General features: G+C 63.6%; 11 protein-coding genes. 3 read left to right on the top strand and 8 right to left on the bottom strand.

Features of this window, described 5'->3' with window-relative positions:
- Positions 1-9 precede the first annotated feature (9 nt).
- From ABIA96_RS01720 to ABIA96_RS01710, 3 genes are all read right to left on the bottom strand, one after another.
- Positions 10-588 (bottom strand): L,D-transpeptidase family protein, encoded by a 579-nt coding sequence (locus ABIA96_RS01720; RefSeq protein ID WP_354135702.1) that lies wholly within the window; start codon positions 586-588, stop codon positions 10-12.
- Positions 589-974: 386 nt separating this feature from the next.
- Positions 975-1,346: a helix-turn-helix domain-containing protein gene (locus ABIA96_RS01715; RefSeq protein WP_211382658.1), complete on the bottom strand. Its 372-nt coding sequence runs from the start codon at positions 1,344-1,346 to the stop codon at positions 975-977.
- A gap of 29 nt (positions 1,347-1,375) precedes the next feature.
- Positions 1,376-2,425, bottom strand: a complete 1,050-nt coding sequence (locus ABIA96_RS01710) for a LysR family transcriptional regulator (RefSeq protein ID WP_354135280.1) — start codon at positions 2,423-2,425, stop codon at positions 1,376-1,378.
- A 474-nt stretch (positions 2,426-2,899) separates the two neighbouring features.
- Here ABIA96_RS01710 and ABIA96_RS01705 point away from each other — a divergent pair, with 474 nt between their 5' ends.
- Both ABIA96_RS01705 and ABIA96_RS01700 read left to right on the top strand, forming a co-directional pair.
- The gene (locus tag ABIA96_RS01705) at positions 2,900-3,166 is read left to right on the top strand and encodes a hypothetical protein (protein ID WP_354135279.1); all 267 of its coding nucleotides are present in this window, start codon (positions 2,900-2,902) and stop codon (positions 3,164-3,166) included.
- Positions 3,167-3,374: 208 nt separating this feature from the next.
- Positions 3,375-4,106, top strand: a complete 732-nt coding sequence (locus ABIA96_RS01700) for a cytochrome c biogenesis CcdA family protein (protein ID WP_354135278.1) — start codon at positions 3,375-3,377, stop codon at positions 4,104-4,106.
- Here ABIA96_RS01700 and ABIA96_RS01695 read toward each other — a convergent pair.
- The 3 genes from ABIA96_RS01695 to ABIA96_RS01685 all read right to left on the bottom strand — a co-directional run bounded on the left by ABIA96_RS01695 (position 4,103) and on the right by ABIA96_RS01685 (position 8,174).
- A complete protein-coding gene (locus tag ABIA96_RS01695) occupies positions 4,103-5,239 on the bottom strand; it encodes a mandelate racemase/muconate lactonizing enzyme family protein (RefSeq protein WP_354135277.1) in 1,137 nt (378 codons plus the stop codon). The genes ABIA96_RS01700 and ABIA96_RS01695 overlap by 4 nt on opposite strands.
- A 15-nt stretch (positions 5,240-5,254) precedes the next feature.
- On the bottom strand, positions 5,255-6,712 hold the full coding sequence (locus tag ABIA96_RS01690; RefSeq protein ID WP_354135701.1) for a sensor histidine kinase: 1,458 nt from the start codon (positions 6,710-6,712) through the stop codon (positions 5,255-5,257).
- A 187-nt stretch (positions 6,713-6,899) separates the two neighbouring features.
- The gene (locus ABIA96_RS01685; protein WP_354135276.1) at positions 6,900-8,174 is read right to left on the bottom strand and encodes a serine hydrolase domain-containing protein; all 1,275 of its coding nucleotides are present in this window, start codon (positions 8,172-8,174) and stop codon (positions 6,900-6,902) included.
- Between the two features lie 172 nt (positions 8,175-8,346).
- Between ABIA96_RS01685 and ABIA96_RS01680 the strand changes: the two genes are divergently transcribed.
- Complete coding sequence (locus ABIA96_RS01680; protein ID WP_354135275.1) at positions 8,347-9,264, top strand: dioxygenase family protein; 918 nt, start codon at positions 8,347-8,349, stop codon at positions 9,262-9,264.
- Positions 9,265-9,281: 17 nt separating this feature from the next.
- Here the strand turns inward: ABIA96_RS01680 and ABIA96_RS01675 are convergent, their stop codons facing one another.
- Together ABIA96_RS01675 and ABIA96_RS01670 are read right to left on the bottom strand one after the other, a co-directional pair.
- Positions 9,282-11,015, bottom strand: coding sequence for a bifunctional protein-serine/threonine kinase/phosphatase (locus ABIA96_RS01675; RefSeq protein WP_354135274.1), 1,734 nt, complete (start codon positions 11,013-11,015; stop codon positions 9,282-9,284).
- Between the two features lie 83 nt (positions 11,016-11,098).
- Positions 11,099-11,938 (bottom strand): formate/nitrite transporter family protein, encoded by an 840-nt coding sequence (locus ABIA96_RS01670; protein ID WP_354135273.1) that lies wholly within the window; start codon positions 11,936-11,938, stop codon positions 11,099-11,101.
- Positions 11,939-12,091: the final 153 nt, after the last annotated feature.

Here is a 12,091-nt window from a genome sequence, read left to right as displayed (position 1 = left end):
ATTGCATGCCTATTGCGCCATATGCGCGGTCAGCGGATGGTTGCCGGCATTGCTGAAGAACGCGGCTTCTTCGGCGGTCGCCTCCAGCAACTGCTCGTCCTGGTCATAGATGTCGTTGCGGAACTGGATGGTCTGGTCCCTGGTCATCCACGCCGTGAGATGGATCCAGGCCACCGGCACCTTCCTGGCCATGGCGACCTCCTGATGCTGCCCGGTGGCGATTTCCGCGTCGATCGCGGCGCGGGTCCATTTCGGCTGGTCCTTGAGCAGCCAGGCGACGAGATCGCGCACATGGTCGACACGGGAACAGCCGTGGGAATCGAAGCGGTAATCGTCGCTGAAGAGATTGCGCTGGTTGGTGTCGTGCATGTAGACCGAATAGGAATTCGGCATGTCGATCTTCACCGCGCCGAGCGCGTTGAAGGTGCCGTTCTGCTGGCGCACGGTGAAGTTCGGCGTATGCGTGCCCGACCAGTCGACCGAATGCGGATCAATCGGATTGTCGTGGCCGTCGAGCACTTCCATGTGCATGCGCGACAGATAGGTCGGGTCCTTGCGCATACGCGCGGAGATCTCGGTCTTGGCGATCGAGGCCTGCAGCGGGCGCCCGCATTGGCACTTCCCGGCCGTCGATGCGGCGTGCGCCGATTCGCTGAAATCGGCGAGACGCTAGGGCATCAGGGTTGCGGTCCCATTCAGCGCGGCGAATCAAACGCCCCGCGTCTCCGATGCGGTGGCTCTCGATTGGTCGCGGTAGGGCGGGGACGGGTTCGCGAAATCCGCGACGAATGGCGGGGCAATCGCCAAAGAAAAAGGGGCGGCCAGGCCGCCCCAAAAAGCAAAGGTCGCGCGCGGACGGCGCGCAGGCCAAATCTGATCTCGTCAGATTCGAGCCGTCAGACCTCGCCCAATCCAGCCGCGCCCCCGCGACGCGGCGGATTGAACATCGGTCTACAGGCCAGACCGTCGATGACTCAGGCTTCGTTCGCTGCGATCGATTCCATCAGCGAGACGAGCTGACGCTGCACCGTCTGATCCTTGATCTTGCTGTAGGCGCGCAGCAGGCGGAGGCTGAAGGCCGAGTCCAGGAACAGGAGGCTCTCGACTTCGCGGGCCTTGTTGTCGCCGTCATAGAAGAAGGTCACGGGCACATCGAGGGAGGTGGCGATCTGCTGAAGCCGAGCCGCGCCGACGCGATTGACGCCCTTCTCGTATTTCTGGACCTGCTGGAAGCTCACGCCGAGCTTTTCGCCGAGCTCGGCCTGCGAGATCTTCATCTCGACGCGCCGCAGACGGATCCGCTTGCCCAGCTCAATGTCCGGCTTGCCGGCACTGCGCTGCTTCATTCTTTTCGCCGCTGCTTTCATTTTACTTTTCACCTTTGTTCTTCGGTTGAAAATCCCCCGAAGAGCTGGGTCAGGGGTTCGCCCATATATGAGTCCTTGAATTCATGCGGGTGCACGAACTCTTCCTTAAACCACGGGAAGCGAGCCGGATTGAAAGCTTCGATCAGCCAGTCAATCATGTGCCGCACGCGGGGAATCCGGCCGCTACCGGGATGGTAGGACAACCAGATATCCAGCGGCCGGTTCAACTCGACCTCCAGTGGAATCAACTTCCCGCCAAGCGCAATGGCGTAGCTCGGGAATACGCCGATTCCGGCTCCATTCGCGACAGCCCAGTAGTTGGCGCTTGAGACGTTGGTCTTCATGACCAGCAGGTCACGTTCCGGAACGCCCGGGAAGAAGCTCTCAAATGTTTCCTTGGCGGCGATCTGGTCGGCGAATTGCAGCACCAGGCGGTGCTTGATCAATTCCGCAGCCGAACCCGGCGCGCCATATTTCTCGACGTAACTCCTGGAGGCCCAGAACATCAAATGCATGCGGCCGAGCCGCACCAGCTTGACGTCGAGCGCCGACGGCCGCGACAGATGGATGGCGACGTCGGCCTCGTGGCGGGAGACATCGGCCGAGCGCATCGCGCAATGCAGGTCGACGATGATCTTCGGATAGGCCTGCTGGAATTCGACCAGCCGCGGGGCGAGCCAGAATGTCCCAAGTCCCTCGGTCACGGCGACGCGGACTTCGCCGGACAAAGCGTTGGCTGTCGAATCGCTCGTGCGCAGCACGTCGAAGGCAGCCGCCTCCATGCGCTCGACGGCGGAGACCACCATCGCGCCTTCGTCAGTGAGATGGGTGCCGTGGACGTCGCGGGTGAACAGGGTGGTGCCGGTCTGACGCTCGAAATCATCAATTCGGCGGCGGACCACGTTGATTGACAGGGAGAGGCGCTCGGCCGCCGAGCGGAAACTGCCGCATCGAACGACTTCCAAGAATATGCGGGCCGCATCCCAATCCGAGAGCCCGCTGATATTTGTCTTTAGGCGTTCCTCCAATGGAACGCCCCTTTCCGCCAACGAGTGCATACAAGTCCCTTCCGGTCGCTAAACTGGCAGAATCCAGCGCAAACTACAACCACGACGGGTTGGGGAACGGTGAGTTTTGAACGCCATACTTACCGCGCCCGAAGTGGTATTTGAGTGTGCTTGGGAGTGGGAATCGGGCGAGTGATTGCCCGGAAGAGGGGTACACGTGCGTTCCGTTGTGAGCCTTAACATGGCTGCGGGATTGCCGGGTCTAAATGGACCCGAGGGTGGCGTGTGGAGTTTCGCACGCGCTCGCGGAATGGATCGATCGCGCCCCACCAAACGTTTCATCTTTGACCGCTCCGACGTTCGCCGCGGCGTGGCGATGCTGCCTGGAACCGCGGTTTCGACGCAGAAACACTTCGAAATCGCCTTCGAGGGCGCGGACTGCTCATGCTATCCTTGGCTCTCTTTGGGGGCCGAGGGGATTGATTCAAGCACGTCTCGCAGCCCGAATTAACGGAAAGAACTCCGGTGTCGCATTCAGACGAACAGTTGCAGTCGGTGCTCGAGACGCTCGAGGGGTGCCGCAAGGTTCTCAACGAGAGCAATAGCCGTGAGTCGGCTGATCTGCTCTCGATCGTCATCCTCGATGTCAGGATGAAGCTCAAAGGAATTGACAGTGTCGACCTCAAGGCGCTGTGCGACGAAATGCTGCGGAGCGCTGCCAGCGAACCGCTGCCCCCCTCCAAGCAGACGCAGGACCAGCCCCGGCGTCCGCTGCTCCGCGTGGTGAAGTAGCCGCGCCGCCGAATCTCGCTTTTTGGCGAGATTTGTGCGCGTCCCGATGCCGCATCTGTGATCACAGACGGCATCGGGAGGAGCCCTGGTTTGATCGCGCCTCTGTTGCGCATTGCCCGGCATCGGCTACACCAGAGCCGGTTCGGCCCCGGTCCTGTGCGCATTCCCCGCGCCTAGCCCGAGGGCCTGGGATGGCTCCGACTGCATCATGCAAAATGTCTCGATCACGGCGGCGCTCGTCGCCGGCCTCGTCAGCTTCCTCTCGCCTTGCGTGCTGCCTCTGGTTCCGCCCTATCTGATCTATCTCACCGGCGCCTCGATCGAGCATGTCGAGAGCGAGGAAGGGGCCTCGGCCTCCAAGCGCGCGATTATGATGGCGGCGGTGCTGTTCGTGCTCGGCTTCTCCACGGTGTTCGTGGCGCTCGGCGCCAGCGCCTCGCTGATCGGCGGGCTGATCCGCGCCTGGTCGGCGGAACTGTCGATCCTCGCCGGCATCGTCATCATCATCATGGGCCTGCACTTCCTCGGGCTGACGCGGATCGGGCTGTTGATGCGCGAGGGGCGCCTGACCGCGCCAAAACCCGTCGGCCTCTGGGGTGCCTATGTGATGGGGCTCGCTTTCGCCTTCGGCTGGACGCCCTGCATCGGGCCGATCCTCGCCGCGATCCTCTCGATCGCCGCGGCCGAGGCAACGGTGACGCGGGGTGCAGGCCTGCTTGCGGTCTATTCCGCGGGCCTCGGCATTCCCTTCCTGATTGCGGCCCTGATGATCGAGCAGTTCTCAAAACTGTTCGCGCGCATGAAGGGCCAGCTCGTCAATGTCGAACGCGCCATGGGCGTGCTGATGGTGATCACCGGCATCGGCTTCCTCACCGGCGCGGTCTCCAATGTCAGCATCTGGCTGCTGGAGACGTTTCCGGCGCTGCAGACGATCGGTTAGGCGTTCATCGCGAAGCGCGCCAGCGCTTCGCGGTCGATCTCGATGCCGAGCCCGGGACCATCGGGCACGCGAACGACGCCGTCGGTGTGCTCGATCGGCTCTTTCAAGATCGCCTGCCGGATCGGATGTTCGGTGCGGTCAAATTCGAGCATGGGTTCGAGCGGCGCCAGCGAAGTCGGTGTGTGCGAGGGCAGCACGGCCAGGAGCTGAAGCGAAGCCGCGATTGCAATCCCGGTGCCCCAGACATGTGGATTGTAGCGGATGCCGAACGCCTCGCTCATGTCGGCGATCTTTTTGCATTCGGTGAGGCCGCCGGCTGCACAAGTGTCGGGCTGGGCGATGTCGAGCGCGTGCGAAGCGAACAGGTCGCGGAAGCCAAAGCGGGTGAACTCGCACTCGCCGCCGGCGATCGGTATCGTCAGCGCCGATTTCACCGCGCGATAGCCCGCAACATCCTCCGGCGGCACCGGCTCCTCGAACCATCCGATGTCGTGGGGTTCGATCAGCCGGCCGAGCCGGATAGCGGCGATCGCGTCATAGGCATGGTTGGCATCGACCATCAGCGCAACATTAGGACCGATCGCCTCGCGCACGGCGCGCGTGACCGCCGCATCCTCCGCGATGCCGAAGCCGACCTTCAGCTTCACGGCGCGAAACCCTTCGGCGGCGTAGCCCGCCGCTTCCTCCGGCAGATATTTGAGCGGATCGCCTGATCTGCGCCGATAGAGCCCGGTCGCATAGGCTTGCACGTCTTTGCGCGCCGAGCCGCCGAGCAGCTGGTGCGCCGGCACGCCAAAATGCTTGCCCTTGATGTCCCACAGCGCGATGTCGATGCCGCTCAGGCCCTGGATCACAACGCCCTTCTGGCCGTGATCGCGGAGCTTCGCGTAGATCGTCTGCCACAGCACGTCGGTGCGCAGCGGATCCTCGCCGATCAGCCAGGGCACGACGCTATTGACCACGGCCGCCGTCATCCGTGCCGGCCCGTAGCATTCACCCCAGCCGGTCAGGCCCGCGTCGGTTTCGATCTCGACCAGCATCGCCGTGCGGGTGTCGTACCACGCGCGCGAGTAAGCAAAGGGTTGCGAGAGCTTTGCTTCGAGGATGTGGGTGCGAATCCGCGTGATCTTCATAGCCGATATCCTTCCTCAGCGCGTTTCGTCCAGCGCGCAGATCACCGTGCAGACCACGCCGCGCGGCAAGAAGTCCACGGTCGCCTCGCCGCCGAGCTGGTCGCGTGCGCTGCGCTCGATCAGGCGCGAGCCGAAGCCGCGCTGCACCGGCGCTGTCACCAATGGGCCGCCGATCTCGGTCCAGATCAGCCGCAGCCGCGGCTTCGTCGCGTCCGCGGCGACCTCCCAGTCCAGCGTCACCCGGCCGGTCTCGTTGGACAATGCACCGTATTTCGCAGCGTTGGTCGCGATCTCGTGCACGATCATCGACAGCACCACGGCAAGCCGCGGCGACAGCGGCACGGCCGGGCCGGCCATCCGGATGCGATCGGGATTGGCGAGCAGGAACGGCTGCAGCGCGCGCGTGATCACGTCCCTCAGCTCCGAACCGGCCCATTTCTCCTGACTGAGGAGATTATGTGCCTCGGCCAGCGCGCCGAGACGTCCCTCGAACTTGGTCCGCTCGTCGCGGCTGGCGCTGCGAAAAGTCTGCACCGCGATAGCCTGCATCAGCGCCAGCGTATTCTTGACGCGGTGGTTGAGCTCCTCGATCAGCAGATTGTGCAGCATGTCGCCGCGCGCGATCGTCGTCGCCATCCTGACTGCAAAGGTGAGGCCGATCAGCAGCAGCACGCCGCCGATCAGGCTGGTGATCGCGATGTTGCGCCAGAGCGGCGCGATCAACGAGCTCTCGGTAACTCCGGCGGCGACGGTCCAGCCGGTCAGCCGCGATCGCGCATAGGCCGAGGCAAGCGCAACGCCGTCGAGCGAGACGCTCGACAGGACCGCCTCGGGTGAGCGGAACATCGCCTCATACAGCGACGGCGAAGCCTGCTTGCCAAAGGTCTCATTCGGATTGGGAGCGCGCGCGAACACGACGCCTTTGCTGTCCAGTAGCGACACGGTCCATTGCTCGTCGGGGCGCTGTCGTTCGACCAGGTGCTGGAAGACGCCGATCGGGGGGCTGAAGGAGAGCGTGTAGACCACCTCGCCGTCGCGCAGCACGGGGACTTCGACCGTGACGATCGGGCGCTTCTTGGTCGATCCGGTGAACAGATCGGAGAACTGCGGCGTCTTCGTCGTGAACACCCGTTCGACGATCTCGTGATTGTTGCGCGGCGGCAGACTCGCCGTTTCGGTCGTGACCGTCGAGAACAGCTGGTGCCCGGACCTGTCGGCCAGCAGGAGGACACTGTCTTCGCCATACTGCCCGATGAAGCCGGCCGCGAGCCGGCGAAAACCGTCGAAATCTCCGTTGCGCAAGGAGTCGCTGAGCGCGAGCACCTGCAAACCGCCCGTCATCCGCTGCACCTCGGAATCGAGCACGAGGCGCATGCTTCGCACCGTCTCAAGCACCCGGCGCGTCGCGTCGCTGCGGTCCTGGCGATAGTTGGAATAAGCGAGGCCAACGGCGAAGACGATCAGCGGCAACATCGTTCCCGCGACCAGGAGAGCGAGCCGGACCGGCAAGGAGAGCTTTGACAAACGGGACTTCCTGGTTCCGGTGCGACGGCGCCGGACAGGCGGAGCATAATGCAGCGCTTCTGTTGCGCCACTGCGCTTTTAAGAGGGCTTGCGCGTCGGCGTCTGCGCGGCGCGCAAGTTGCACTGCAAAAGCTGCTTACAGATTGCTCTCGGTGATCGCGGCGTAGACCATGCTGCGCAGCTCGCGCCGGATCGGGTAGGCGCTCGACGGCAGGACCTGCGTCATGAAGATGGTGATCAGCTCTTCGGCCGGGTCGATGAAGAACGAGGTCGTGGCTGCGCCGCCCCAGGCGTATTCGCCGGGACTGCCGGCGATCAGCGTCTCGGATGGACGCATGGTCACGGCGAAGCCGAGACCAAAGCCGATGCCGTTATAGGCGGCCTCCGAGAACAGCGAGCGCGACAGTTCGGGCAGCGCGTGGCCGCCGGGAAGGTGGTTGCTCGTCATCAGTGCCAGTGTCTTCGGCCCGATCAGCCTGACGCCGCCGAGCTCGCCGCCGTTGAGGAGTGCGCGGCAGAAGGTGAGATAGTCCGCCATCGTCGAGCACAGCCCGCCGCCGCCGGAGATGAAGGAGGGCGGTGACAGGAACGAGCTCTTGGTCGGGTCGTCCTGAAGCGTCAGCCCTTCGCGGCGCTGGCCGGCGTGGAAGGTGAATCCGCCACTGGGATCGGCGTTGTAGCAGGCGGCGAAGCGGTTCACCTTCGAGGCCGGTACGTGAAAGTCGGTGTCGGTCATGCCGAGCGGATCGAGAATGCGTGCTCTAAGGAACTGCTCGAACGGCATCCCGGAGATCTTGCCGACGAGATAGCCCAGCACGTCGGTCGCGACCGAGTAGTTCCAGGCCTCGCCCGGCGAGAACTCCAGCGGGATTTTTGCAAGGCTCTCGATCATGGTCTGGAGCGTGCCGGCTTTCTCCACCTCGCCGATCTTGTCGGCGCGATAGGCGGCATCGACATTGGAGCGCTGCTGGAAGCCGTAGGTGAGGCCGGCGGTGTGGCGCAGGAGGTCGACGATCAGCATCGGCCGAGACGGTGGCCGGGTCAGGAAGTTTGGCGAGGTGCCGGCGACGAACACGCCGAGATTCGTCCATTCCGGGATGTATTTGGCGACGGGCTCGTCGATCGCGACCAGGCCTTCCTCGACCAGCATCATGAAGGCGACGCTGGTGATCGCCTTGGTCATGGAATAGATGCGATAGATGGTGTCGTCCTTGACCGGCACCTTGCGCTCGACATCTGCAAGGCCCTGCACCGAGCTATGGGCGATCTTGCCGCGGCGGTAGACCAGCAGATGCGTGCCCGGGAAGCGACCGGGATCGATGTAGCGGTTCTTCAGATGGGCATCGACGCGGTCGAGCGCGGCCTTGGACATGCCCACGGATTCGGGCGAAGCGGGGGTAGGGGCGAGCATCAGTTCCTCCGGGCAGTTTTCTCGACAAGTTGATAGCCGAAATGACGACCTCATTCCAAGCGGGTCGCGCTTAACGGGAGGCCGCCGGTTGGTGTAGGCTCCAGTCTGGAACGCCTCCAGGAAGCCCCAAGGACCCCATGGGGCCAACGAGAAAACTCAGGGCAAACGCATCATGACCCAGTTCAACGAGACCGAACTCACCGAAGCCGTCGTCAAAAGCTTCGACAGCACGCCGAACCCGCGTGCGAAATTCCTGCTCAAGGAATTGGTGAGGTCGCTGCACGATTACGTGAGCAAGACCGGTCTCACCTTCGAGGAGTGGGACTACGCCATCGATTTCCTGACCCGCACCGGCCAGAAATGCACCGATACCCGCCAGGAGTTCATCCTGCTCTCCGACGTGCTCGGCGTCTCCATGCTGGTCGACGCGGTTAACCACCGGGACCGCGACGGCGCCACCCAGACCACGGTGCTCGGCCCGTTCTATGTCGGCGAGCACAAGGTCACGGCCCACGGCACCGATATCTCGCCTAACAATCTCACGGGCGAGCGGATGTTTGTACAGAGCCGCGTCACCGATCTCCATGGCAAGCCGCTCGCCAATGTCCCCGTCGACGTCTGGCATGCCGATGATGACGGCTTCTACGATTCACAGAAAGCGAACTATGACGAGGTCGGAGCCTCGGCGCGGGCGCGGTTCGTCACCGACAGCGACGGCCGCTTCTTCTTCCGCACGATTTTGCCGTGCAGCTATCCGATCCCGACCGACGGCCCGGTCGGCGAGATGATCGTGCAGACCAAGCGCCATCCGATGCGCCCGGCGCATGTCCACTTCCTGGTCAACGCAAAGGGCTACGAGCCGCTGATCACCCACGTCTTCATGGACGGCGACAAATATCTCGATTCCGACGTGGTGTTCGGGGTCAAGGATGATCTCGTCGCCAAGGTGGAGCCGCGCAACGATCCTGCGATGCCCGACGGCGCGAAGGCGAGCGGGCAGTGGCACTTGATGACCTACGAATTCCACCTCAAGCCGGGCGGCGGTATCGCGCCGAAGCCGCTGGGGACGAAGGCGGCCGAGCCGGCCTGACCCGGGACCGGCCCTGCCTACCGCGCGCGGAGAAGGGCGAGCAGGGCCACGACGGCGCAGGCCAGCATCACAGTGGTCAGTTTCCAGAACAGCAACGGATTGCGCTCGATCAGGGGCGTGGTCCGCGTGCTGAGATAGGCCGGATTCGGCGTCCTGAGCTCGTAGGTGAACTCGGACAGGTCCTCGTGGCGCTTGTTGGGGTCGGGATGCAGCGCCTTGCGGAGCGCGCCATCGATCCAGACGGGGACGGCCCGGTCATCGTGGCCGGCCGAACGATATCGGAGTTTCCATGCGTCCGATCGCCCCCTGATGCGGGCGACCTGGGCGCCATAGGGCAGGCTTCCGCTCAGCATCTGGTAGCAAATGGTCGCCAGCGAGAACATGTCCGAGCGCGGCGAGCCGCCTTCGCCGAGGAAGTATTCCGGCGCGGTGTACTGCACCGTGCCGAGGATTTCGGCGTCGGCCGGATTTGGTGTCGCTTCGATGACGCCGGCCACTTTAACCGATCCGAAGTCGATGATCTTCGCGGTGCCGGTCTTGTCGATCAGGACGTTGTCCGGCCTGAGGTCCTGATGCAGCATTTCCATGCGATGGAAAGCGCGCAGGCCCGTTGCGATCTGCTCCACGATGCCGCGGACAGTCTCGATGTCGGGGCGCGGATTGTCCAGCATCCATTGCCGCAGCGTCTGTCCCTCGATGAACTCGGTGACGACGTAGAGATAGTTGCGCCGTTTGGAGCGCGAGCGGGGCTTCAGGACGTGGGGGCTGTCGATCCGACGCGCGATCCATTCCTCCATCAGGAAGCGCTTCAGATAGGCGGGATCGTCGCGCAGATCGATCGACGGGACTTTCAGCGCGACCGTCTCCTCGGTCTCAGTGTCGACGGCGAGATAGATGTGGCTGCGGCTGCTGGCATGCACTTCCCGCACGATCCGGTAGCCGTCAAACAGCGCCCGCGGCTCGGGCAGTGGCGGCAGGGGCAGCTCGGCCGTGCCGCTGGGGATGTCGGTCGATCCGCTCTGCGGCAGTTCGTCGATGCGCAGGATCTGAACCGTGATGTTGTCGTCGCTGTCACGCCGATAGGCCTCCGAGACGATCGTCTTCGCCGCCCGGTCTAGATCGTTCGCATGCGCGGCGAGCGTGCTCGTGACGAAGCGATGATCGACGAACTCATAGGCGCCGTCGGTCGCCAGCAGGAAGATGTCTCCCGGCTCGACTTGAAGTGCCCGATAATCGGTCTCGATCTGCGGGTTGATCCCGAGCGCGCGGCCGAGATAGGTCTGCTCCGCCGAGACGATGATCCGATGATCTTCGGTGAGCTGCTCGAGCGTCTTGCCGGCGACGCGATAGATCCGGCAGTCGCCGACGTGAAAGATGTGGGCCATGGTCGACTTGATGACCATCGCGGTGAAGGTGCAGACGTAGCCCTTGTCGCGGTCGTAGCCGTACTGGCTGCGGCGTGTCTCGGCGTGGAGCCATGAGTTCGTCGCTTCGAGCACGCGTCGCGCGGACGTCTTCACCGTCCAGGACTCAGGCGTGCAGTAATAGTCGGTCAGGAAGCTCTTGACCGCAGATTCGCTCGCCACCTGGCTGACTGCGCTGCTTGAAATGCCGTCGGCCAAAACGACGGCGATCCCCTTCAGGCTCAGCAGCGGCTCGGCCGGGATGAGGGCGCCGTGAAAGTCCTGGTTGACGGGCTTGCGCCCCTTGTCGGAGTGCTGCCCGACCGAAATTCGCAGGCTGCCGCTCATGCTCGCCACCAAGAGAAAGGAGCCGCACCTTAGCCGGCAAAGCTCCCTTGTCAGACAAGGCCCCTTGATTGAACAGCGATCGCTCAGGCCGCAGCGCGCGGTTGAGCCTTCGTCGCCACCTCACGTTTCGGCTTCGTCAGCACATGCGTGGTGTAGAGGGTCAGGCCGGTGAAGGCGAGGCCGCCGACGAGGTTGCCCAGCACGGTCGGGATCTCGTTCCAGATGAAGTAATCCATGATCGAGAACTTGGCGTGGAGCATCAGCCCCGACGGGAACAGGAACATGTTCACGACCGAATGCTCGAACACCATGTAGAAGAACACCAGGATCGGCATCCACATCGCGATCACCTTGCCGGGGACGCTGGTCGAGATCATCGCGCCGACGACGCCGGTCGAGACCATCCAGTTGCAGAGCATGCCGCGGATGAACAACGTCGCCATACCGGCCGCACCATGCGCCGCGTAGCCGAGAGTCCGGCTCTCGCCGATGTTTCCGATCGCCGCGCCGACCTTGTCGGGGTCCTGCGTGAAGCCGAACGTCGTCACGAAGGCCATCATGAAGGCCACCGTGAGCGCACCGGCGAAATTGCCAAGGAACACCAGCCCCCAGTTCCGCAGAACGCCGCTGAGCGTGACGCCCGGGCGCTTGTCGATCAAGGCGAGCGGCGCGAGCACGAACACGCCCGTCAGGAGATCGAAGCCGAGCAGATAGAGCATGGAGAATCCGACCGGGAAGAGCAGCGCGCCGATGATCGATTGGCCCGTGTTCACGTTGATGGTGACGGCGAACCAGGCGGCGAGCGCCAGGATGGCGCCGGCCATGTAGGCGCGGATGATCGTATCCCGGGTGGACATGAATATCTTGGATTCGCCGGCGTCGACCATCTTGGTGACGAATTCCGAAGGCGCGAGATACGACATCAACAGTTCCTTTGTGCGTGTGAACCTTAGGCGCAACCGTTGCCGGCCCACGCCCTGGTCAACCAAATGAACTGCGCCCCGCGGGCTGGGAACGAGCGCGACCGAGCCCAGTCGGCGTGTACTGGGATAGCGTTACGATGACCGCGCTTTGGC

The sequence above is a fragment of the Bradyrhizobium sp. LB11.1 genome, assembly GCF_040549385.1.
In the GTDB taxonomy this organism is placed as follows: domain Bacteria; phylum Pseudomonadota; class Alphaproteobacteria; order Rhizobiales; family Xanthobacteraceae; genus Bradyrhizobium.
The sequence above is the reverse complement of the archived record's forward strand: the minus strand, read 5'-3'. Positions and strand labels throughout refer to the sequence as shown.

Excerpts from the sequence above, each read along its gene's own strand:
- ABIA96_RS01670 (WP_354135273.1), bottom strand. The coding sequence starts at position 11,938 with ATGTCGTATCTCGCGCCTTCGGAATTCGTCACCAAGATGGTCGACGCC.
- ABIA96_RS01710 (WP_354135280.1), bottom strand. The coding sequence starts at position 2,425 with ATGCACTCGTTGGCGGAAAGGGGCGTTCCATTGGAGGAACGCCTAAAG.
- ABIA96_RS01675 (WP_354135274.1), bottom strand. The coding sequence starts at position 11,015 with ATGAGCGGCAGCCTGCGAATTTCGGTCGGGCAGCACTCCGACAAGGGG.
- ABIA96_RS01685 (WP_354135276.1), bottom strand. The coding sequence starts at position 8,174 with ATGCTCGCCCCTACCCCCGCTTCGCCCGAATCCGTGGGCATGTCCAAG.
- ABIA96_RS01690 (WP_354135701.1), bottom strand. The coding sequence starts at position 6,712 with ATGTTGCCGCTGATCGTCTTCGCCGTTGGCCTCGCTTATTCCAACTAT.
- ABIA96_RS01695 (WP_354135277.1), bottom strand. The coding sequence starts at position 5,239 with ATGAAGATCACGCGGATTCGCACCCACATCCTCGAAGCAAAGCTCTCG.
- ABIA96_RS01680 (WP_354135275.1), top strand. The coding sequence starts at position 8,347 with ATGACCCAGTTCAACGAGACCGAACTCACCGAAGCCGTCGTCAAAAGC.
- ABIA96_RS01715 (WP_211382658.1), bottom strand. The coding sequence starts at position 1,346 with ATGAAGCAGCGCAGTGCCGGCAAGCCGGACATTGAGCTGGGCAAGCGG.
- ABIA96_RS01700 (WP_354135278.1), top strand. The coding sequence starts at position 3,375 with ATGCAAAATGTCTCGATCACGGCGGCGCTCGTCGCCGGCCTCGTCAGC.